The sequence below is a fragment of the Fusibacter ferrireducens genome, from assembly GCF_015352425.1.
Taxonomy (GTDB): Bacteria; Bacillota; Clostridia; order Peptostreptococcales; family Acidaminobacteraceae; genus Fusibacter_A; species Fusibacter_A ferrireducens.
Genome location: NZ_JADKNH010000004.1, coordinates 337,664 through 360,672, shown reverse-complemented (window position 1 = coordinate 360,672; position 23,009 = coordinate 337,664). Strand labels below are relative to the sequence as shown.

At 38.2% G+C, this 23,009-nt stretch carries 22 protein-coding genes and 1 other annotated feature; of the genes, 6 read left to right on the top strand and 16 right to left on the bottom strand.

Annotation, left to right across the window (positions count from 1 at the left end; genetic code table 11):
- The first annotated feature begins 4 nt into the window (after positions 1–4).
- From ISU02_RS08590 to ung, 3 genes are all read left to right on the top strand, one after another.
- Positions 5–793: a hydroxyethylthiazole kinase gene (locus ISU02_RS08590; protein WP_194701402.1), complete on the top strand. Its 789-nt coding sequence runs from the start codon at positions 5–7 to the stop codon at positions 791–793.
- Complete coding sequence (gene thiE / locus ISU02_RS08585) at positions 790–1,392, top strand: thiamine phosphate synthase (protein WP_194701401.1); 603 nt, start codon at positions 790–792, stop codon at positions 1,390–1,392. The genes ISU02_RS08590 and thiE overlap by 4 nt, the downstream gene beginning before the upstream one ends.
- Before the next feature lie 123 nt (positions 1,393–1,515).
- Positions 1,516–2,187, top strand: coding sequence for a uracil-DNA glycosylase (ung, locus tag ISU02_RS08580; protein ID WP_194701400.1), 672 nt, complete (start codon positions 1,516–1,518; stop codon positions 2,185–2,187).
- 255 nt (positions 2,188–2,442) lie between these two features.
- Here ung and ISU02_RS08575 read toward each other — a convergent pair whose 3' ends face one another.
- From ISU02_RS08575 to ISU02_RS24290, 4 genes are all read right to left on the bottom strand, one after another.
- The gene (locus ISU02_RS08575) at positions 2,443–3,243 is read right to left on the bottom strand and encodes an ATP-binding protein (protein ID WP_194701399.1); all 801 of its coding nucleotides are present in this window, start codon (positions 3,241–3,243) and stop codon (positions 2,443–2,445) included.
- A 342-nt stretch (positions 3,244–3,585) separates the two neighbouring features.
- The gene (gene epsC / locus ISU02_RS08570) at positions 3,586–4,194 is read right to left on the bottom strand and encodes a serine O-acetyltransferase EpsC (protein ID WP_194701398.1); all 609 of its coding nucleotides are present in this window, start codon (positions 4,192–4,194) and stop codon (positions 3,586–3,588) included.
- A gap of 14 nt (positions 4,195–4,208) precedes the next feature.
- Positions 4,209–5,114 (bottom strand): cysteine synthase A, encoded by a 906-nt coding sequence (gene cysK, locus ISU02_RS08565; protein ID WP_194701461.1) that lies wholly within the window; start codon positions 5,112–5,114, stop codon positions 4,209–4,211.
- A gap of 321 nt (positions 5,115–5,435) precedes the next feature.
- Positions 5,436–5,662 (bottom strand) — a binding site (T-box leader).
- 162 nt (positions 5,663–5,824) lie between these two features.
- A complete protein-coding gene (locus ISU02_RS24290; protein WP_194701397.1) occupies positions 5,825–7,474 on the bottom strand; it encodes an ATP-binding response regulator in 1,650 nt (549 codons plus the stop codon).
- Positions 7,475–7,601: 127 nt separating this feature from the next.
- On the opposite strand from ISU02_RS24290, the gene ISU02_RS08555 reads away from it, so the two are divergent.
- The gene (locus ISU02_RS08555) at positions 7,602–8,486 is read left to right on the top strand and encodes a selenium metabolism-associated LysR family transcriptional regulator (protein ID WP_194701396.1); all 885 of its coding nucleotides are present in this window, start codon (positions 7,602–7,604) and stop codon (positions 8,484–8,486) included.
- A 94-nt stretch (positions 8,487–8,580) separates the two neighbouring features.
- Here the strand turns inward: ISU02_RS08555 and ISU02_RS08550 are convergent, their stop codons facing one another.
- The 10 genes from ISU02_RS08550 to ISU02_RS08505 all read right to left on the bottom strand — a co-directional run bounded on the left by ISU02_RS08550 (position 8,581) and on the right by ISU02_RS08505 (position 17,694).
- A complete protein-coding gene (locus ISU02_RS08550) occupies positions 8,581–9,738 on the bottom strand; it encodes an MFS transporter (RefSeq protein ID WP_194701395.1) in 1,158 nt (385 codons plus the stop codon).
- A gap of 76 nt (positions 9,739–9,814) precedes the next feature.
- Positions 9,815–11,515: a phosphoenolpyruvate--protein phosphotransferase gene (ptsP, locus tag ISU02_RS08545; protein ID WP_407646430.1), complete on the bottom strand. Its 1,701-nt coding sequence runs from the start codon at positions 11,513–11,515 to the stop codon at positions 9,815–9,817.
- A 6-nt stretch (positions 11,516–11,521) separates the two neighbouring features.
- Positions 11,522–11,770: an HPr family phosphocarrier protein gene (locus ISU02_RS08540; RefSeq protein ID WP_194701393.1), complete on the bottom strand. Its 249-nt coding sequence runs from the start codon at positions 11,768–11,770 to the stop codon at positions 11,522–11,524.
- A gap of 14 nt (positions 11,771–11,784) precedes the next feature.
- Complete coding sequence (gene nagB, locus ISU02_RS08535; RefSeq protein WP_194701392.1) at positions 11,785–12,510, bottom strand: glucosamine-6-phosphate deaminase; 726 nt, start codon at positions 12,508–12,510, stop codon at positions 11,785–11,787.
- Between the two features lie 80 nt (positions 12,511–12,590).
- Positions 12,591–13,748 (bottom strand): N-acetylglucosamine-6-phosphate deacetylase, encoded by a 1,158-nt coding sequence (gene nagA, locus ISU02_RS08530; protein WP_194701391.1) that lies wholly within the window; start codon positions 13,746–13,748, stop codon positions 12,591–12,593.
- Between the two features lie 208 nt (positions 13,749–13,956).
- Positions 13,957–14,280: a PTS sugar transporter subunit IIB gene (locus ISU02_RS08525; protein WP_194701390.1), complete on the bottom strand. Its 324-nt coding sequence runs from the start codon at positions 14,278–14,280 to the stop codon at positions 13,957–13,959.
- Positions 14,281–14,449: 169 nt separating this feature from the next.
- Positions 14,450–14,707 carry an HPr family phosphocarrier protein gene (locus tag ISU02_RS08520; protein WP_194701389.1) on the bottom strand — a complete coding sequence of 86 codons (258 nt, stop codon included), beginning with the start codon at positions 14,705–14,707 and terminating at the stop codon, positions 14,450–14,452.
- A gap of 392 nt (positions 14,708–15,099) precedes the next feature.
- Positions 15,100–16,143, bottom strand: coding sequence for a PocR ligand-binding domain-containing protein (locus tag ISU02_RS08515; RefSeq protein WP_194701388.1), 1,044 nt, complete (start codon positions 16,141–16,143; stop codon positions 15,100–15,102).
- Between the two features lie 16 nt (positions 16,144–16,159).
- Positions 16,160–16,552, bottom strand: coding sequence for a chemotaxis protein CheW (locus ISU02_RS08510; RefSeq protein WP_194701387.1), 393 nt, complete (start codon positions 16,550–16,552; stop codon positions 16,160–16,162).
- A 50-nt stretch (positions 16,553–16,602) separates the two neighbouring features.
- Positions 16,603–17,694, bottom strand: coding sequence for a chemotaxis protein CheW (locus ISU02_RS08505; protein ID WP_194701386.1), 1,092 nt, complete (start codon positions 17,692–17,694; stop codon positions 16,603–16,605).
- 361 nt (positions 17,695–18,055) lie between these two features.
- Here ISU02_RS08505 and map point away from each other — a divergent pair, with 361 nt between their 5' ends.
- Together map and ISU02_RS08495 are read left to right on the top strand one after the other, a co-directional pair.
- Complete coding sequence (gene map / locus ISU02_RS08500) at positions 18,056–18,943, top strand: type I methionyl aminopeptidase (protein ID WP_194701385.1); 888 nt, start codon at positions 18,056–18,058, stop codon at positions 18,941–18,943.
- A gap of 112 nt (positions 18,944–19,055) precedes the next feature.
- Positions 19,056–20,954 carry an NAD(+) synthase gene (locus ISU02_RS08495; RefSeq protein WP_194701384.1) on the top strand — a complete coding sequence of 633 codons (1,899 nt, stop codon included), beginning with the start codon at positions 19,056–19,058 and terminating at the stop codon, positions 20,952–20,954.
- Between the two features lie 193 nt (positions 20,955–21,147).
- Here ISU02_RS08495 and ISU02_RS08490 read toward each other — a convergent pair whose 3' ends face one another.
- Both ISU02_RS08490 and putP read right to left on the bottom strand, forming a co-directional pair.
- On the bottom strand, positions 21,148–21,300 hold the full coding sequence (locus ISU02_RS08490; protein ID WP_194701383.1) for a hypothetical protein: 153 nt from the start codon (positions 21,298–21,300) through the stop codon (positions 21,148–21,150).
- A gap of 179 nt (positions 21,301–21,479) precedes the next feature.
- On the bottom strand, positions 21,480–22,937 hold the full coding sequence (putP, locus tag ISU02_RS08485; RefSeq protein WP_194701382.1) for a sodium/proline symporter PutP: 1,458 nt from the start codon (positions 22,935–22,937) through the stop codon (positions 21,480–21,482).
- Positions 22,938–23,009: the final 72 nt, after the last annotated feature.

The window sequence follows — 23,009 nt, the reverse complement described above, 5'->3', positions numbered from 1 at the left end:
ACCTATGATCACCTTAAAAAAAAATATTCACTTAATCACAAATGACGTTACCAAACAGTTTGTTGCAGATACTGTCGCTGCTGTGGGCGCTTCGCCAATCATGTCTGAAACACCAGAAGAATACGCCGCGATTTATTCTAAAATAGATGCTGCTGTGATCAATCTTGGCATGGTCAATTTAGAAAAACAAAAAGTAATTCACGCGGCTTGTTCTGAAGCACAAGTGCACGGTGTGCCATTGGTGATCGACCTTGTTGGCATCCATTTCAGCGCTTATCGAAAGACGTTTGCATTAGAACTTTTAAGTCAATATGATTTTCAAGTTATAAAGGGCAATTATGATGAGATTACTGTCTTGGATTCAAATGCACAGTTTGAGTCCTTTGACGCCTCAAACCCCATTGCACTTAAAACCATACAGCTGATTTCAAATCAATATCCAAAGGCCATTATTGTGGCCACTGGCAAAATAGATTACGTTTGTCAAAGAGGACACGTCCGCTCTGTCTCTGGGGGGTCTCCTCTTTTGCCCAAAGTATCGGGCACAGGTTGCGTCCTTTCAGGATTATTAGGGGTCTGTATTGCCAATGCTTCCCATACGAATCCCTTCTATGAATCACAGTCGTCAAATGCTGATACTAATGTTTCCTTGATGACATTATCGCAAATTGAAGATATGTGCAAAGCCTATAAGTCGGCATCCATCAGAGCAGAAATCTCCTCTCAACACAGGTTGGGACAATTTAAAATAGATCTAATATCTGAAATATCTGAAATAGAGGTCTCAATATGAATACAAAAAAAATCTACTTAATCACCAATTCAAACCCCTTTGATCAACAACTGAAAATTTTGAAAAAAGTATTGCCACTTGGCATAGAATACCTTCAATATCGTCAAAAATCACTCAGCTGGGAACAAGCACTGGATGAAATCCATCAGCTTTCTATACTCTGTAACTTGTTCGAAGTCCCTCTAATCATCAACGATCGTCTGGATGTGGTCACGATCACAGACTGTCAAGGCATTCATCTTGGAGAAGATGATTTACCCGTTAAATATGTTAGGCGCATTGCACGCCCTAATTTAATCATAGGAGCCACTGCTAAAACACCCGAACGTGCTCAGTTATGTGAAAATGCCGGAGCGGATTATCTCGGTGTAGGGGCTTTTTATCAGTCCTCCACAAAATGCAATGCCAAATTAATTTCTCATGAGACATTAAAACAAATCCGAGCGTCCGTTAAAATTCCTATTTTTGGCATTGGCGGTTTAACCCCTTCCAATATTACTGAAGACATATATGAACACGTGGATGGTTTCGCCGTATCTGATGCGATTCTTTCAAATGCTGATCCCGTGACGGTTGTGAAAAATTTTAAAGCATTATAATTACATCTCTTGTAGTCTAGTTGAGCCTTTGAAGGTCTTTTTTCAAAGGCTTAATGATATGGTATAATGAGAGTACACTTTATCCAAAATATACACTAACGATTACAATAAAGAGGTTTTAAGATGAAAAAAATATTTGAAAATGACTGGCAAGAGCTGCTATCACCCGAATTTGAAAAAGACTACTATCAACATTTAAGACAATTTTTAATTCATGAGTATCGCACACAAAAGATTTATCCATTAAAAGAGGATCTCTATAATGCCTTTCGTTTAACGGCTTATAAAGAGGTTAAAGTGGTCATCCTCGGACAAGATCCCTATCATGGTGCTGGGCAAGCACACGGACTTTGTTTTTCAGTTTTAAAGGGTGTTAAGACACCGCCTTCACTCGTCAATATTTACAAAGAGCTTGCACGCGATCTGGGCTGTAAAATCCCAACACATGGCAATTTAACCGCATGGGCTGAACAAGGGGTATTACTGCTCAACACGGTTCTAACGGTTCGTGCCGGCGAAGCCAATTCACATCGCCAAAAGGGTTGGGAGACCTTTACAGATTCTGTGATTGCCTTGCTGAATAATCGCGAAGAGCCAATTATCTTTATGCTCTGGGGAAATCCTGCACAGACTAAAATTAAACTCATTACCAAGCCACAACATCTCATATTGAAGTCAACACATCCCAGTCCGTTATCCGCACATAGGGGCTTTCTCGGTTGTGGCCATTTTTCAAAGGCAAATGCTTTTCTGGAAAGTCGAGGACTCACGCCGATCAATTGGCAGATTGAATAACCTAATGCTAAAATCTCGTTTTGGTTTAGCTTTTTTAGCGCCAATGCGTGTCCTAATTACTTCCAATCTATCGTCTAGTATTCACATGAGTATACTCATGTTACTCGCTGAGCGCCATTTATGTTCAAGCTATTTATCACAACTAATGATTTATAAAAAAACGTGGCATTTGAATAAAACTTCAAATGCCACGTTTTTTAAATCTATTCATGTAAGGATGCCTTTAGGCCCTACCCATTACAAAACTCTATCCGCTTATAATACTCTACCGTCTGATGAAATGGTCACTTCTTTATATGGCACGATGCATTGTGCTTTGAGCATCGCCTGTTTGACCGCTTGAATCATGCCACCACAGCAAGGTACTTCCATTCGAACGACAGTGATGCTCTTAATATCATTTTCAGCAAGGATTTGTGCAATCTTATCGGTATTGTATTGATTGTCATCTAATTTTGGACAACCAATTACGGTTATTTTGCCCTTGATAAACTCTCTATGGAAATCGCCATAGGCAAACGCCGTACAGTCTGCTGCGATCAATAAATCTGCATTCTTGAAATAAGGTGCATTTGGACTCACAAGTCTAAGTTGCACTGGCCACTGCATGAGTTCTGAACCGATGACGACATTCGATGCCGCGTGTGTATTACTCTCAGGTTGAATACTATTTTGAGAATTTGACTGTACGTGCGATGTCACCACACCAAGTGGTTCTATCTGAGCTGTCCTTTGAATCGATTTGGATGCAGTTCCTGGGCATCCACAGGCAAGCGGTGCAACTGATTCAGATTGAGTTTCCGTTTTCATCTCGCTATTTGATTTGGCTTTAATATTCTTTCTAGAAGCATCAAATTGGTCGGTCTCTTTTTCCACAACATGAATTGCGTCCACTGGACACTTCGGCAAGCACATACCGAGACCATCACAGTAGGATTCACTTACAAGTTTCGCTTTGCCATCTATAATTTCGATGGCACCTTGCATACAAGCACCTGCACATAATCCACAACCAATACACTTCTCTTCATTTATCTCAATCACATTTCTTTTCATTTGCGCCTCCTAATAACCTCTAGGTTTTCATCCTCATTTTCAGATCATTTGATCCAGTTCCATATCTTATACCCTTATTATATTAGGAAGTTCGATTTAGGTATGTAACATGTGTTACCTTTTAAAAAAATTTCTCCTATTTATCACAGATAACAAAATGAAAGCATACAAGTCCCTTTCGAACTCCTATGCTTTCTTTGATTTGGGAAGATGCCTAGCTTCTTCTAATTTGGATACTCGGTCCGCTCCGCTACCCTCGTAACCCGCGGCAAGCCTGTTGCCTTGCAATCAGTGGCAATTATGCCACTGATTTAGGAAGAAGCAGATGCATCTTCCCGCGGGTTATATGCTCATATCGTTATAAATTTCATATTTTTTGGTTTGATCATATTGTTCTCTTTTTATTCTTACGGTTTCAATCGGAATGATGGCACGATCAACACCACCGATGACTCTGGCTGGGATACCCACGGCGGTGGATTCTGTTTTGGTATCTTTTAAGACGACTGAACCTGCGCCGACTTTACTGCCTGCCGCTATGTGAATAGGGCCTAGGATTTTCGCACCTGCACCAATCACAACTCTGTCCCCAATAGTAGGGTGTCTCTTGCCAGTGTCTTTGCCAGTACCGCCTAAAGTAGCACCCTGATAAATGGTCACATAATCGCCAATGATTGTAGTTTCTCCCACAACCACGCCCATGCCGTGGTCGATAAAGAGCGCATGACCGATAGTTGCTCCTGGATGAATCTCAATACCTGTAAAAAGTCTAGAGGTTTGAGAAATCAATCTTGCCATAAAAAAGAGTTTATGTTCATATAGAAAATGGGATACTCTATAAGCTGCCACTGCATGTACCGATGGGTACAGCAACAGTACTTCTAAATAGCTTCTTGCAGCAGGGTCACTGTTTAATATATTATCCAGGTGACTCTTTATTCTTTTAAACATAATCTACCTCTTTCCTAAAATACATTACTGGAAATATATTTTTCTCCTCCATCTGGTGATAATGTCAATACCTTTTTACCTTGCCCTAGTCTGGAGGCAACTTCAAGTGCTGCAACCACTGCTGCGCCTGAAGATATACCAAGGAATAGTCCCTCTTCTTCCATCAATCTCTTGGTCATTTTAAAAGCATCTTCACTGCTGACTTTTAGAACCTCATCATAGACATTAACTTCTAAAACATCGGGTACAAATCCAGCACCGATCCCCTGAATTTTGTGTGGACCAGGTTTATCTCCCGATAATACTGGCGATTCCACCGGTTCCACAGCGAATACTTTCAGCGATTCAAAATGCTCTTTTAACCGTTTGCCAGCGCCTGTAATCGTGCCACCAGTGCCCACTGTTGCCACGAAAGCATCCAGCTCATCAAAATCATCTATGATTTCAGCACCTGTCGTTTCATAGTGAATCGAACTGTTATCTGAATTATTAAACTGTTGAGGCATGTACACATTGGCGTCTTCCGCCATTAAAGTTGCCTCTTGAATAGCACCACTCATCCCCCTTGTACCATCTGTTAAAATGAGCTCTGCGCCATATGCTTTTATAATATTGCGCCTTTCCACACTCATGGTATCTGGCATGACAATTTTCACATCGTAGCCTTTCATTCTACCAATATAGGCAAGCGCAATACCAGTATTACCACTGGTTGGTTCAACGATGACCATCCCTGGTTTTAAATCGCCTCGCCTCTCTGCTCCTTCTATCATGCCCAATGCTGGCCTCACTTTTACACTTCCAGTTACATTGAACCCTTCAAGTTTGATGTAGACATCTGCCATATGCTCTGAAGGTATTCTTTCAAGTTTAACAACAGGTGTATTGCCTACAAGTTCTTTTACATTCGATTTGATCATTTTATTCATATCCTTTCTCATAAGATATTCAGTTTAAAGTGAGGTGTCTAGATCCGCTTTGGATTAAGACTACTGATTAATAACAACATTTGCGACATCTCACGATGCCTCAAACCAATTTTCACTGATGCTGTTTGAGGGTAAACATTCCTCATCACAGCTTTAGGTTCAAATTTTGTTGTTTATATCATTGTCCGCCAAACCTTTGTTTTGCCTGACCCGTTCTCGTCTAACCGCTTAGAGCAGGCTAAACATTCCTGACTCTATGCTGGACGAAAACTAATGATTAATAATTAAAAAAACTCCGCCTCTTATATTTCTATAAGAGACGAAGTCTATACTCCGCGGTTCCACTCTAATTGGCTGATAGCCCACTTTCAAGCACTCTAATGCTCTATCTCTATAACGGGAGATCCCGATGTAGCCTACTGTTAGTTCGGTACATTGCTCCGAAGGGCACTTCAATCAAATTTCCCTGAAAATCTTCCACCAATGACTTTCTCTCTGTGAGTTTCCTTTGACTTACTTTCCTTCTTCAACACATTTAAACTGAAAATTTAATTCCAACTAATTTAGTCGGTTATTATTTGTTGTTACTAGTTTACAGCTATAATAAATTTCTGTCAACCCTTTTTTTATAAATAAATTATGAACGCAAAGGCCAACAATTAATGCTCATATGTGTTGCAAATCCCACTTAGAGAAGGCGATCAGTCTAAAAGGAGATTAATCGTTGTAGTCAAAACTCTCGTCTCTATGGGCTTTTCAAGTAGTCTCAGCCTTGAATACATTTTAACAAGTGCATAATCTTCTTCTGTGAAGTAACCACTTATCCCTACAATACTCAAATTTGGGTATCGTTTGAATGTCTGTTCCAAAAACACATGGAAATCAGAATGCACATTTCGATCTGTGATCAATAAAATGATATCATCCAATTTGAGTTGTTGCGTATCATTGAATATTTTTACATTGCTGTAACCACTTTCAAATAACACCGCCTCAATGATTTCACAGACAATTTCATCGTCATCTAAGATCATAATCGCGTGTTTTCTATTCACTTGATTCTTTTTGATAATGGGTAAGGCCACTGTAAATTTAGTGCCCACATGGAGAACACTTTCCACTTTTATCCCGCCGTTATGCTTTGTAATCGTTCCATATACCGCTGAAAGACCCATGCCATGACCTTCTCCGAAAGGTTTCGTAGTATAAAAAGGTTCAAACCATTTTGCGATTTCGCTCTCCATAACACCCTGACCTGAATCTTCTATTTCAACAATGCAGTACTTACCGGGCTCTAACTCTTGATAGTAAGTCGCAAGGTCCTCATTACCTAAGTTTTTCTCGTAAACAGATATATTTATAATCCCTTCGACTTCAATGGCCTCAAAAGCATTTTTTATAATATTTAAAAATGCGCTCTCAATAAACGTCTCGTCTCCAAGGACATAACAGTTCGGAGCTTCCATTGACTTTTGAATTCGAATCAACTTGTGATCAGAATCGTGAAAGGCAGCAAGCGCATGTTCTACAACTCTTTGCACATTGATGAATTTCTCAAAATGAATATTTTGATTTGAAAAAGTGAGTAGTTTATGTACCAATTCGGATGCCACACCTGTTTGATGTAATATTTTTTCCACCTGAACTCTAGAGTTGCCTTCAGAATTTGCCAATAGAAGACTCGCATACCCAGCAATCCCCATGAGTTGATTGTTAAAGTCATGAGCAATCCCACCAGCAAGTTGACCAATCGCATTCATTTTATCAGACTGTAACACCTTTTTTTCAAGATGCCTATAATCAGTGATATCATTGACCACAATGATTCTAATATTCAAATCACTAAAGCCTTCAATCTCAATTCTTGATATTTGATAAATCCGCTCTGCACCTGTGGCATCTTTATAGATGCCCTCATATAACGGCTTTTTTTCATTCACATTCAACGACTTTAGGATTTCAAAGTCTTCAAATTTAAAAATATCTCCAGAAAGCTTGCCAAAAGCCTCTTCCTTCGAAATTTTAGTATTATCTGAAAGCCACTGATTCCAATAAGTGATCTCACCAGTATCAATGTCCTCAGTCAATAGACCAAAGGGCAATTCATCGAAGACCATTAAAAGCTGTGTGTTCTGTGCCTTTAAGTATTGCATTATTTTCTCACGTTTTATGATTTCGTATTTGATTGTAAAAACAAGTCCACCAACGACCAAAAGACTTAAAATATGAAATATGTCTCTAGTAGGTCTAAAACCTGAAACAATCATCAAAATACTGTACGATAGCGCTGCTACCAAAACCAATAACAGCAACCCCAGAATAAAGTTTCTCCTCTTTTTCTGCCCTTTCACCCAATCACCTCTTTAATTAAAATTATACGCCCTATTCTTTTAACTGAAAAGCTCTTTTTCACGGACTTAAGCGGTGACTATCCAAAAAATAATATGTATGATAAAATACTTTAAAGAGGTGATTTTAATGGATTTCAGACAGTTAGAAGCTTTCGTAAATGTTGCGAAATACAAAAATTTCTCAAAGGCTGCCAAAGCACTTTATCTATCTCAACCCACCATCAGTTTGCATATTTCTAATCTTGAAAGAGAATTGTGTTCATCTCTTTTTGATAGAACATCTAAAGAAGTCAATTTGACGCCACAGGGAACAGAATTTTTAAATTATGCCCTTGACATGATTAATATGAAAAATAAGGCTCTGCACCAACTGACAGCATCGGATATTAAAATAACAGGATCTCTACATATTTCTACCAGTTCAACGCCAAACGTTATTTTACTGCCACGCGCCATAAGTGATTTTCAAGCCATACATCCTGAAGTCAGCTTTGTTGTGGAAGAAAAAAGCTCTAATACCATCATTGAAGACGTCTGTTCTTTAACTGCAGATTTAGGTATCGTCGGTATGAAAGTTGAAAATGACCGTTTTCAATGTTTGCCGCTCTTCCAAGACGATCTCATTTTTATATGTTCGGAGCAGTCGGATATTAAAGAGACTATGTCGTACTCTGAACTATTGCAGTTCAATTTAATCTCCAGATCTGAACAGTCTGGATCTCGACTGGATTTTCAAAGACATTTGGTAGAGCAAGGTCACGATGTTTCTCTCCTAGAAACTGTGGTGGAAACAGATGATCTCAATCTCATTTTGTCCTTAGTTTCACGAAATATCGGTTTCACATATATCTCTCAAACCGTTTTTGATGTTTACAGCAAGCATCTGCCCATTAGAGCTTTTAAAATCAAAGGCATTTACATTGAACGCAGTATTCACCTCTTGATTAATAAAAGACGTACACTATCACATGCTGCCGAGGACTTTAAACAGCTCTTACTTTCTTACTATTGAAAGTTAAATTTATAAAACTAAAAACTCAATTTATAAAACTGCGAGTCATCGTAATCATCTTTATCCATTACGGCAACTCGCAGTTGTTTTTTGATCATTCTTCTATTGCCCTTGAAAGCATCCCTCTAAATACAATGATGAGTAGCAAAGGCATTATCGCCACAAATCCATAAGTGCCATATAAAAATGGATATCCCAATCGATCTGCTAAAAAGCCCCCAAGAAGTGTAAAGCTAAATGTCGCAATCCCACTGGAAACCGCCGAATAAATGGAGATTGCAGATGTTGAAAGGGCTTTAGGCGTAATACTTGAGACCACCTCAATAAAGAGTGGAATAAATATGCCCACAATGACCCCTCTTAAAATACTGGATACTACAAAAATGCCCCATATATTTCCGAAACTTAAAATGCCCATTCTAAGTATAGACACACAGTTCATTATAAGCATCAAAGGCACAATGCCAAAAGATCTAATGAGCCGTTTGGAATAAAAAATAAAAGGCACTTCAATGCACACTGCAATAAATGTCAGAATGCCAATCTTAGAAACTGGAATACCATGCCACCTGAAGTAAAGTCCTAGATACTGTTCTCCACCAAAAAAAGAGCCTGAAAAAAGAAAACTGTATACTAAAATGAAAACATATTCTTTTCTCTTAAGCAAATCCCCTAAATCCTTGAGGTAGTTCACTCTATTTACTTTAAGCTTGTATTCTCTTATGTGACTCAGTAAGAATAAACTCACAAGAAAACACAATGCTGCTACGTAAAATATGGATTTCAGCCCTGCATAAAAGACAATTTGTGCAACGATTACAGATCCAATTGCATAGCCAACTGAACCCCATGCCCTGATACTCCCATAAGAACCTTGCTGTGTTCTATTCACATACGCAATTGACATGGCATCTGTCATAGGACTTTGAGCGCACAAAAAGACTGTATAGAGACAATAAATCAGTATGATGGCCATTTTGCTGGTGAAAAAAGTCATCATAAGTGCCAATACTACATTGACACTTATGATGCCTATAAGAAGTCCTTTTTTACGCCCGGTACTATCACTAAGTGCACCCCATATGGGTTGAAATACCAATGTAATAATAGGCAGAAAAGACATCAATGTACCTATTTCTGCCAATTTAAAACCTGCTTCTTCACTAAGATAAATGGCAATCAGTGTGTATACAGATGACCAAGCGAAAAAGAGTATAAAGTAAAAGGGATAATATTTTTTATTTTCGTTCACCGAGTTGCTCCTTGAATCGTCGTATTTTCGACATCAGTATAACATACCCCTATGGTGAATACCATCACAAAATGTTTTAGTGTGTGAAAGTCGCCTTTAAATAAGTTTCTACTTCTTCAGCAGTGCCTAAACTCAATACATGTGCCAAAACCTCATTTAAATATTCAAGCGTATAGAGGCTTGCTATTTTTCTGGATTTTAGAATTTGGCCTGGACTCATACTGAACTCATGCAATCCCATAGCTATAAGAATTGGGAAAATAAGTGGATTTCCAGCCACAGATCCGCACATGCCAACCCATATGCCTCCTGCATTGCCATTCTTAATCGTCGTGTGAACAAGGCGAAGTACAGCTGGATGATACGGTGTATAAAGTGCCTTGATATTTTCATTCATACGGTCCACTGCCGTGGTGTACTGAATGAGGTCATTTGTACCAATACTAAAGAAGTCCACTTCTTTTGCAAGTACATCTGAAATCACAGCAGCTGCAGGAATTTCGATCATAATCCCCACTTCTACGTTTGGATCGTAGGCAATGCCCTCTGCATCCAGTTCCGATTTAACCTCATCTAAAATCTTTTTAGAATTTCTGATTTCTTCCACAGATGAGATCATAGGGAACATGATTTTAAGATTGCCAAATACACTTGCACGCATAAGTGCTCTCAATTGTACTTTGAATAAATCAGTCTCTACAAGACAGTAACGAATTGCTCTATATCCAAGGAATGGATTCATTTCTTCTGGAATATTGAGGTAAGGGATTTTTTTATCGCCACCTGCATCTAATGTTCGAATAACCACGGGTCTTTTTCCCATGCCTTCAAGAACCGCTTTGTATGCAATGTACTGCTCTGTTTCATTAGGTGCCTCTGTACGATTCATGAAAATAAACTCGCTTCTGAAGAGGCCCACACCTTCAGCACCATTTTCAAGTGCTGGCTCTACATCGTCTGGTGAGGCAATATTGGCGCCGATTTCTATATGATGTCCATCTTTTGTAACGGATGGTTGCTCTTTATAGATCATAAGTTCTTTCTTTTTAGCTTCGTATTCCACTTTTTTGAGTTCGTATTCATGTAAAAGCTCTTTAGTTGGATTGATAAACACATCTCCTGTAAAACCATCTACGATGATGATGTCACCATCTTTTACAGCTTCCACAATACCAGAAACACCCATAATCGCTGGTACACCAAGCGTTCTAGCTATAATTGCACTATGAGATGTACTGCCGCCAATTGCCGTTATAAAACCTTCAATTTGCTTTTTATCAATCTTGGCAGTATCAGAAGGTGTTAAATCCTTTGCAACAATAACAAGCCCTTCCCCTTCAAATCCAGAATCAGATATGTTTAAAAGCTTTTTAAGAATGCGCACGCCAATGTCCTTGATATCCAGTGCACGTTCTCTAAAATACTCATTATCCATGCTTTGAAAAACAGCGACAAATTGATCTATTGCCATCTGCGTTGAATACGTTGCAGTCACTTTTTCTTTTTCCACTAGATCGCAAATCGTCTTCTTAAGTTCTGGGTCCTGTAGCATGGCAATATGTGCTTTAAATATTTCCCCATGCTCTTTGCCAAGTGTTTCTACTTTTTGTTCGTATTCGCTTTCAAGATCTTTTTCAGCTGCTATAAATGCATTTTCGATTTTTTGAATTTCTGCTTCTACATCTTCAATATAAGCTTTCTTTGGAACACTCAATTCTTTCTTAACGACTACTTTACCGATCCCATATCCATCTGATGCGCCAATGCCTCTCATAATATACACCTATCCTTCTATTATTTTTAATAACAATTTCTCAAATTCAACCTGATTTTTCATGGGCTTAATGTATTCAAGGGTGACAATGTCACCTTGCTTTACCCCCATTTGCATTAAGCCAATGACACTGCTGGCTGAAACGCTTTTATCCCCTACGACAAAGTTGAGTTCTCCTGAATAGAGATCCACAAGATTGACAATCCGTGTTGCAACTCTGGCGTGAATACCATAAAAATCATTAATTGTAAATCTCATAACAAAACCCTTTTCTATAAAAGACGTGCAGCAGCTTCATCACAAATAACCGTCACGTTTGGATGAAGTTGTAAAACAGATGCTGGTAATTCCGGAATTATTTTCCCGTAAATCATTTTGTACACAGATTCTGCTTTTTCTGCTCCAGAAGCCAATAAAACTATTTTTTTTGCATGCATAATGGTTTTAACACCCATACTGATGGCCATTTTAGGGACTTGATCAATAGACTCAAAGAATCTTGAATTGTCTTCTATCGTCTGCTCATCTAACATTACCACATGTGTTCTCGCTTCAAATTTTAAATCCGGCTCGTTAAAACCAATATGTCCATTTCGTCCAATGCCCAAAATTTGTAAGTCAAGGCCACCTGATTTTGCAATGCGCTCTTCATATTCCAGACACTCTTTTTCTATATCTTTAGCCAACCCGTTTGGCATGTTGATATTGCTGAGCGCAATGTTAATATGATTAAAAAGATGCTCTTGCATATAGTACACATAGCTTTGATCGCTTTCCTTCCCTAAACCAATATATTCATCTAGGTTGAAACTCGTCACTTTTTCGAAGTCCACGATACCATTTTGATACATTTTGATAATTTCTGCGTACATGCCCTCAGGTGTTGAGCCTGTCGCCAAACCTAAAATGCTCTCTGGTTTTAAAATCACTTGGCTTGCAACGAATTGAGCTGCCTTAAAACTCAATTCTCTATAACTCTTTACTTTTATAATCTCCATATAAAGCCTCCTATAGATCTCATATCAGGATCGTTTTTATCCAAACTCTTCTTGATCTAATCCGTCTGTATTGCTTGATCTTAAAAGCCATCCACAAAAGTTCTAGTAATATTAAAATGCTCATCGAATATATTGATATCGGCTACTTTGCCAATGCCTAAACTGCCATAGTCAGTATCCATGCCAATCACTTTTGCAGGATTTAGAGAAACCAAATTGACAATCTCATTTAAAGGCAACTCCGTATGTCTCGCAAAATTTCTAGCGGCTTGATTCATTGTCAAAACGCTGCCTGCCAAAGTGCCATCTTCCAATCTGCAAGCACCCTCTTTTACAATGACATTCTGTCCGCCCAGATCATATTGGCCCTCTTCAAGGCCACCAGCTCTCATGCTATCTGTAATCAACACGAGCTTATCCTTATCCACGCATTTGATCAACCCTTTAAACAATCCTTTGTGCACATGAATGCCATCCGCAATTAGCTCTGCTGTAAAAGGTTCACTCATTAGAGCACCGATAACACCTGGCTCTCTATGATGAAGTGACGGCATTGCATTAAAGCAGTGTGTAATATGCGTAACACCATTTTCAAAAGCAGACATCGCCGTTTCAAAATTACTGTTCGTATGGCCAATGCTCAATTTAACTTTTGGATACGCTTTCATTTGTTCTATAAATTCAAAATGCGCATCATTTTCTGGTGCAATCGTAATAATTTTTATAAGATCCAAATACGGTTTAACCCATTCAAAATCTGGAGGCACAACATATTGACCATTTTGAGCGCCTTTTTTAGCCACATTGATAAACGGCCCTTCAAGGTGAACCCCTAAAATTTGAGCTGTCTTTTGATTTTTTTGCCTTTTGACCCGCTCTCTTATGGCTTCTAGCGCCGCTCTAATCTCATCACTTGCCATCGTCATCGTCGTTGCCAAAAATCGTGTCACGCCACTCTTCAAAACTGTAGTTGAAATGATTTCTAGGGCTTCCTGAGTACCATCCATAGTGTCGCTGCCGCCAGCACCATGTATGTGTATATCTATAAACCCCGGGCCGACAAACCGACCTTCACCCTCTATGATTTCAACAGTATCACGCGATAACTCTAAGCGACTTAATGTCTCCTCAAAATCAGATATGCAACCATAACCTCTAATTTTTTCATCAAAGAGCAGATAACCCTCTTCAATGATCTGATCCTCCAAAAGAATTTGTGCGTTGATAATTGCTTTCATAAATTTCACCTCCTCATATCTGTTTTTATAAAGTTCTGACCTTCAACTGATTTCAGATTTTCTCATAGATGCTTCCTACTTTAATTATCTCTCCCTCAATCATTATCTTCACCTTAATAGTAACTCTTTCAGAAATGAAAATAAACCTTTTTAAGGGCATTCATCCAATAAAGGACGCTACCCCTAAACACGGTTGTATAAATGGATTTTACTCAACACCCTGTTCAATAAGCCTTATTGCATCATCTAAGACCTTCTCACCATTGATCGTGCCATAGTCTCTCGCATCAATTAATCCAACAGGGGTTTTTAGAGGCTTATACTTACTCTTGGTTTCTTCATAAATAAATCTAACTTGTGGTCCTATTAAAATGCAGTCTGGAGGTTCAGCGTTATATATTTCGTCTATTTCAGTTAGGGGGAAAGCTTCAACTTTCACCCCTAAATCATGAACATCTGCAACTTCCTGCATTTTATTAGCAAGTATATGGGTTGACATGCCCGCACTACAAAATAAATATATTTTCTTCATTGCGTGCTCCCTTTCAAAACGGCTTGATCAGTGTGTTCACCATTTTTTAATTTCATGTAATTTTTAATAGCGTTCTGAATACGCTCTTGATCGGGTTTTAAATACGCTTTAGCCATAATTTTAAAAGATTCTGCATTCATCAATTAAATTTACGACACCTTTAATCAGATTATAAACCGGATTCAAATAGAGCCTCTAAAGCTTTAATCGCATCATGTTCATCAGCACCATCAGCAGTGATACGCACTTTATCCCCAGTTAAAACACCCAATCCCAGGACACCCATGATACTTTTAGCACTAACCGATGTTTCGCCTTTAATCAATTTAATTTCACTTTGGAATTTAGAAGCTTCACTTACCAATTGGCTTGCGGGTCTTGCATGCAATCCCGTTGCACTGTTCACCGTTACTGAAAAGTCTTTCATACTAACACCTCCTTTGCACACTATTTTGCACACTATATTAACGCATATATCATGCCAAAGTTAAATCGATGTTAATTTTTCGTTCGACAAATTCTCTAATACGTTGATTTTGTAAGCTATTTTTTTTTGAAGACATAAAAAAAACACATAAAATATCTGTATTTACCGTGTAAAAACTGATGTTTTTGTATGCTTTTTCATTTGTTTTAGTGTGTATTTTATCTTTAGTGTGTAGTCTTTTTAAATCAGTGTGTAAATACACACTAAAATTTATTGTTCGTGAATATTTACATGCAATTCGTATAAAAATAGTTTTGCGCTCGCATCGCACTTCTTTAAAAAAGCACAATTATCATTTATTTCAAATGATAATTGTGCTGAGTGCACACCAACTACTTCGTATTCGTCATTGAATTTAAATTATCTGCAAGAATCGTCATCTCCATGATGCTCGCAGTGGCTTCTTCAATTGCCGCAGTCTGTTGTTCCGTCGTGAGAAGCGTCGCATTTGAAGTTTTAATCGTACTGTCTACAGATACCTCTATACTCTTTGTCAATTCTTCAATTTTTATGGCTGTATCCTTTGAGTTCATGGATAAGGTTCTAATCTCAGTGGCTACTACGCCAAAACCTCTACCTGCCTCACCTACTCTGGCAGCTTCGATTGCAGCATTTAGACCTAACATTTTCGTCTCATCTGCAATACTTTTGATTGAATCCAATATAGAGTTGATCTCATTGGATACCTTTTTAACATTGAGAATCTCCTCACTTAGAGAATGTTGATTCGAAGTAACTTCCACAGAAGATGCTGTTAACTCTTCCATAGTCGCCGCAATCTGTGTTACGTTTTCAGACAGTTCCTGTGACATGTGACTCAGTCTGAGCTGTTCATAGCCTGTTTTCGAAAGCGCATTTGTGACAATATAGAGCACTTCTGCTGCTGCAGTTACATTTTTTTCTTCTGTCTTGTAAACTTCCTTAGAGGCATTCACATAGCCTTCTGGATCAACCCCTATTTCAATTGCTGTTTTTCTAAACTTTTCTTCCCCAGGATCTGAAGTTAAAATTTGTCCACCCAGAATAGTGCCCAGCAAATGGCCTTCCACCATAATGGGTGCAGCAAAGTCTATAAGACCCGCATGACATGTAAAAACATAAGGTTTACCTGTCTGTGCAGCGACTTCACCTGCTTTTCGATGCGATTCAGCACATCGATCATCACCAACTTTAGTGGAATGTGTGAAATCCATACAGAATTTTGTATATGAACTCTCTTCGGTAACAGGCGTTCCATTCTTATCAACGGTTACACTTGCGATGTTCATTCCAATTGCAAAGTTATCCTGAAACATTTGAAGTGTCTTTATATCGATAACATCTTTAATTTCTAATGCCTCTATATCCAAATTGCCATTTCTCAACATCTTAATCATGTTTCTGCCTCCTAATTTAATATATCTTATCGAGTTGATTCTCATTTAATAGCATGACGACTCTCTCATTGATATTGATTACAGAAACCGCTCTGGCGTTATCTACGAATTCAACGCCTTGTTCATCAACATCTATGACATCTTCTATATCTGTAACCGCAAGTGCTATTTTCTCTCCTCGTACAGTAATGATAATCAATTTTTTAAGCTCCTCTTGGTCGACCTTATGCATGACGAGCTTGCTTGTATCAATAACAGTAATGACGTGACCACGACTACTTATGAGGCCCATGATTTCTTTGTCTGATTTTGGGATATAGGTCATTGCTTCCAGCTTTTCTATGGTGTCTACACGATTAATTTCAATCGCATATTCCTTATCTTTTATTATGAATATTAATACTTGCATATCCACTTTGTATGCATAAATTCAAAGGAATTTATCATACACCCTCCTCCCTAAGCATTCTTGATTAGGAATGGTACATCCAGTACAAGTGTTACCTTCCCATCTCCTAATACGGTCGTCCCACGAAACTCTTTGACGTTCTTTATCGTTGGTGGTTTTGCCTTTACCACCATATCCACTTGATCAATAACAGAGTCCACAAGTAACGCCAGCAATTCATCTTTGACACGAACGATTACAATTGCAGATAATTCGCCTGAAGCTTCCACGCCTAAACGCTCTGCTATATTTTCAACGGCTATGACTCGATCTAAATACAAGATCATATTTTGATGAAAGGCTTCTTGTTGTTTAACATTTTTTGTATTTATAATCGTTTCAATAAATTCTGTTGGTATCGCGTATGATTGATCGTCGCATTGGATGAGCATCCCTGTCATGATAGAAGATGCAACAGGTATTACTATATCGAGGCGCATAAGCTGATGTTCTTCTGATTCGAAATTAATAAGACCACCAGAATACTCAAGTTGATCCCTTAACTCAATTAAATCAGAGAGTACATTTTTACAATTGTTGTTTTGGAGGCTCTCAATTGCCTTATCTTCGCTTAATGCTGTCAGTTCAAGCATATTAGCAGAAGAAACCGTACTGATGGCAGTGCTGTTCGTTTGCGCCTCATGCCCTTCAACACTTATTGAAAAATTCTTATTATCTGAATGAGCACTCACCCTGATTTGATTCAAATCACGACTAGAGTGATTTTCAAATATATCTTGGATAAAACCTGCTAGAATATTATGAATATGATCTAATTGCGACGCTTCAATTTCCGTCTTTGCCCCTTCAAAAACAAAATCAACATTCATTTGACGCTGAGAAGCTTCTTGCTTAACAATCTCTTCCAAAGAAGCGTGAATGGTTTCTAGTCTTGCCAAGCCAATGTTCTTTACATTGCTCTGAATTTCTGAAATAATTCTCAATTCCTGATCTAATACTTTGCTGTATGAAATTTCAGTATCTCCATTTTTTATTTTTTCGATACTCACTTTGTTAATCACAAGTTCTTCAACTAAGCTAAGAATTTCAGTCAAGTTTTTCCGGTTTACCGTTAATGTTTCGGATACATATCTTTCACCCATTTTTTTCCCCCCCTTCAGTATTATATTTATAGAAATTCGATGCCCCTAGTATCTCATTTCTACAGGTAAAATGCGCAAATTTTGATCTTTTCCAATTTAAATATTTGTGGAAACACAAATTTATACATTTTCATAAATATACCCTTAAATTGTGTTTTTTAAACTCTATCCAATATAAATGAATGCCTGATTCGTAAATTCATTTCAGTGCGTCTTCCTTATCTTTAAAACACATTTTCTATATTTGAATTTAATAGAATATAATGCTATATTTAATTGTATTCTTATGACGCTCTCCGAAATACATCCATTATTTTCAGATGAAAATTAAATGATCTACAACAAGGAAAAGGTGTTTTTTATGTATAAAAGATTTAGAAAAAAAATGAATAAAAATGATCTCTGTTGGTGCAAAAGTGGTATCGAATATAAAGACTGTCACGAAGCATTCGACGAAAAAATAGCCAGATATAAAGCACAAGGGTGCATTGTGCCACCACGAAAAATCATCAAAAATCAAGTACAGATTGACGGTCTCCGAGAGAGTGGCAAAATCAATATCGCCATTTTAGATTTTATATCTGATAAATTACACATCGGCATGACAACAAATCAAATTGATGCTCTCATTCATGAAAAAACATTGGCATTAGGCGGCATTCCAGCAACACTCAACTATGAAGGTTATACTAAAAGCGTTTGCACATCCATCAATGATCAAGTATGTCACGGCATCCCCTCAGATGACGTGATTTTAAAGGATGGCGATATCATCAACATCGATGTTTCCACCATATATAATGGCTATTTCTCAGATTCTTCTAGAATGTTTTGCATTGGCAATACCAGTGCAGAAAATAGACGCCTTGTGGATGTGACAAAGGCATGCATTGAAGTCGGTTTAGCACAGGTAAAACCCTGGGGATTTTTAGGCGACATGGGACAAGCCATTCATGAACATGCCTTAAATAACGGTTACACTGTTGTACAGGAAATTGGTGGTCACGGCATTGGATTACAATTTCACGAAGAGCCTTGGGTGAGCTTCGTCTCAAAAAAGGGAACGGAGATGCTCTTGGTGCCTGGAATGGTCTTCACAATTGAGCCTATGCTCAATCAAGGTTCAGATGAAATTTTCTTAGACGAGGCAGATGGTTGGACGGTTTATACGGCAGACGGCAAACCCTCTGCACAATGGGAAGTCATGGTCTTAGTGACAAATGAAGGCTATGAAATCTTAGCCTATTAACGGCTATGCATTGTAAAATTAATTTGCCTCTCTACAAGAATTTCATACAATATGGTAAAATAAAAGTGCAAGTTTATTTTTAATGATTTTAAAGGAAAAGTAGGTGCTAAAAATGGGTACAAAATATGGATTTGTCAAAGTAGCGACAGGTTCTTTTGAAGTTGTTGTGGGCAATCCTGAGGCAAATTCAAAAGAGATAATTAAAATTATGAAGCAAGCTATTGAAGAACATGTTGAGGTTTTATTATTTCCTGAGTTGTCCCTAACAGGATATACCTGTGGTGATTTATTCCTAAAGCCTTATATTTCGAAGGCAGCTGAATCTGAAATACAAAAGATATGCCAATACCTTGGAGAAAATAATCATCAAATAATCACGATCATAGGCTGTCCGGTAAAACAAAGAGGGTTGCTCTTTAACGCCGCAGTGATCATACAGGGGTTTCAAATATTGGGCATTGTACCGAAAACGTTTTTACCCAACTATTCTGAGTACTATGAAAAAAGATGGTTTAGTCCCGCCTCATCACGTATGGCAGATCAAATTTCATTTTGCAATCAAGAAGTGGCGTTTACACCCGACCTTATCGTTGAAACACCTGACGGTTTAAGACTTGCCTGTGAAATCTGTGAAGATTTATGGGTTAGCAATCCACCCAGTGGTATCCATGCCATGTATGGTGCAAACATTATTGTCAACCCCTCTGCATCTAATGAAGTGGCCACCAAAAGCGAATACCGAAGAGACCTCGTCAAAATGCAATCCGGTAAATGTATGGGCACCTACATATATGCATCCTCTGGTTTGGGAGAGAGTACAACCGATTTGGTGTTTAGCGGTCACAACATCATCGCCTATAATGGCGGCATCGTTGCAGAAGAAAAAGACGGCACTGGTCTTATGACCGCTATCTTAGACCTCGAAAAACTCGAAAATGACCGCGTTAAATTTAATAGTTTTGCCGAAGGCATTAAAATAAATGAAACCCAAGCTTATAAATACAACTTTATCACCGCTGAAGCTACAGCCCAAGAAGAGACCCTGCCACACTATGTCAATCCATTCCCTTTTATTCCCGTAGGTGATGAAAAGGAAGAACGTTGTAGAGAGATTCTACATTTGCAAGCACGTGGTTTAGCACAACGTCTTAAAAAAACAGGTATCCAAAAGTCTGTTATTGGCATTTCAGGTGGTTTGGACAGTACATTGGCCTTACTGGTAATTGCCGATGCGCATGAAATGATTGGATTACCTCTTGAAAATATCATCGGTATCACCATGCCAGGATTTGGAACAAGCGACAAAACAAAGTCCAATTCAGATCGTCTAATGGCGTTAATGGGCATCACTGCAAGAACTATTGATATCAAACCCGCCTGTGAGCAACATTTTAAAGATATTGGTCACGCTTCTAACTGCTATGATGTCACTTATGAAAACGTCCAAGCAAGGGAGCGTACACAAATCTTAATGGATGTTGCCAATCAAGAAAATGCTTTGGTCATAGGGACAGGAGATCTGTCGGAATTGGCGCTGGGTTGGAGCACTTATAATGGCGATCACATGTCCATGTATGCTGTAAATTCGGGTGTTCCCAAAACACTTGTAAGATATCTTGTATCGGCTTATGGTGATATGCATCCCAAACTAAAAGAAGTGTTGACATCCATATGCAGTACTCCTATTAGCCCTGAATTACTGCCTTCAAAGGATGAATCTGATATGCAATCCACTGAAGAGACCATTGGCAAATACGATCTACATGATTTCTTCTTGTATCACTTTGTCCGCAACGGCTTCTCAAAAGAAAAAATTGAGGTGCTCGCACGTATTGCATTCCCTCAAATTAACGCAGAGGAAATAGATAAGACACTGAATAATTTCTTCTATAGATTCTTTACCCAACAGTTCAAACGTTCTTGTCTTCCAGATGGTCCAAAAGTGGGTACAGTATCCTTATCCCCACGAGGAGATTGGCGTATGCCTTCCGATGTCAAATATCCTTTTTAAATGATCCGTCTTTCAAACTTAGATATCAACATCTTCTTACTTTAAGATGTACATGCGAGAAAACTAAGCCTATTTAAAATAATTTTAAGAGCACCTGATCGGCGTTTTGATCAGGTGCTTTTTTAAATAACAAGATTTGGTCGGAGTATTATTATTAGCTGGAGCATTCCATATGAAATGCCTCTTCTCATTTTCAGCTTTCAAAGAAATCCATTTTGTGGTACTTAAAAAGACCATACCATTCATCTAGCATTTTAGGTGTCCATACCGCCAACGCTTTTAAGACCTGAACCGTAAATTCTAAGGCAGCGATTCCAGAAGCGGTTATCAGTTGTCCATCGCTCACACACGGTTCATTTTTATAGAATTGCGAGCATATTATCATATTTTGCCATTTGGTTTACTCCTTAGGTATATTAAGTATAGCGGCCACGGAGAAAATTTTTTATCTCACATTTCGCTATTTTAAAAAAGAGCCAAAATCCAATTGAATTTCAGATTTTGACCCCCTCTTCTTTCTCTAAGTCAGTATTGCTCTTGTGCCTTGTCAAAATGCTCTTGCACTGCTCTATCTGCTCCACCAGTGATTATGCTTGCAATAATTGACACGATCAGTGCCACGATGAATCCCGGTACGATTTCATATAAGCCTGTATCTAACGCCTTAAACACAATAGTTGTCACGCCACCACATAGTAGACCTGCAAGTGCACCCCATTTATTCATCTGCTTCCAATAAAGTGACAGTATAATAATGGGTCCAAAGGTGGCTCCAAATCCAGCCCAAGCATATGATACTAAATCCATAACTGAATTATTTGGATTTCTGGCGATTAAATATGCAATGATTGCCGTGATCATAACCGTCAAACGGCTGACGAATACCAATTCTTTGTTGCTTGCATTTTTTCTAAAGATCACTTTATAAAAATCTTCTGAAATCGCAGATGCCGTTACTAAAAGTTGTGAATCCGCAGTACTCATAACTGCGGCCAAAATAGCTGCTAATAAGATGCCAGCAATTGCAGGATGAAAAACCAAACCCACTAAAGTCATAAAGACAGTTTCTGCATCTTCAAGTGCAGGCAATAAAGCTCGACCAATGATCCCCACAAATATAGCGGCAATCAAGGATAAAGTTACCCAAACCATTGCGATTAGTCTAGCTTTCTTGATTTCATCTGCACTTCTAATCCCCATAAATCGAACTAAAATATGAGGTTGTCCAAAGTATCCTAACCCCCATGCCAAACTCGATACAGTTGCCATAAAAGTTATATTTTCACCCTTAGCATTCATAAATAAGTTTAGTAAATTTGGATCAACATTTTGAATAGCTTGTATGGCACCTTGTAAGCCACCTAACTGAATAATCCCTGCAACAGGCACTATAATAATTGCACAAAACATCAATGTACCTTGGAAAAAGTCCGTCCAGCAAACCGCTAAATAACCACCCAAAAATGTATAAGAAATCACGATGACTGCTCCAACAAGTAGTGCCACTTGGTAGTCCAAATGAAATACATTTTCAAAAAGAGTGGCCCCAGCAACAAATCCTGAAGACGTATAGATTAAAAAGAAAAATAAAATAAAAGTAGCCGATAACACACGTAGTATTTTAGAATGATCTTTGAAACGATTTTCCAAATAATCAGGTATTGTAATGGAGTCTCCTGCATACTCTGTATAAATTCTGAGCTTCTTTGCGATAAATTTCCAGTTAATAAAAGTCCCTATTAACAACCCAATGGCGATCCAACCCGCTTCAAGTCCACTTAAATAAGCTGCCCCAGGCAATCCCAATAAAAGCCATCCACTCATATCTGATGCTTGAGCACTTAAAGCAGTTACCCAGCCGTTTAAACTACGCCCACCTAAAATGTAGTCTGATAAATTTTTGGATTTTTTATAATAGTACAACCCAATGCCAAACATACAGATAAAATAGAATATAAAAGTGAATAAAATACCACTATTCATAAATATTAATATTCCCATCTAATTTTAATGCCTTTAATTATAACATATGATTGTAACTTCAAAAGATCAAAA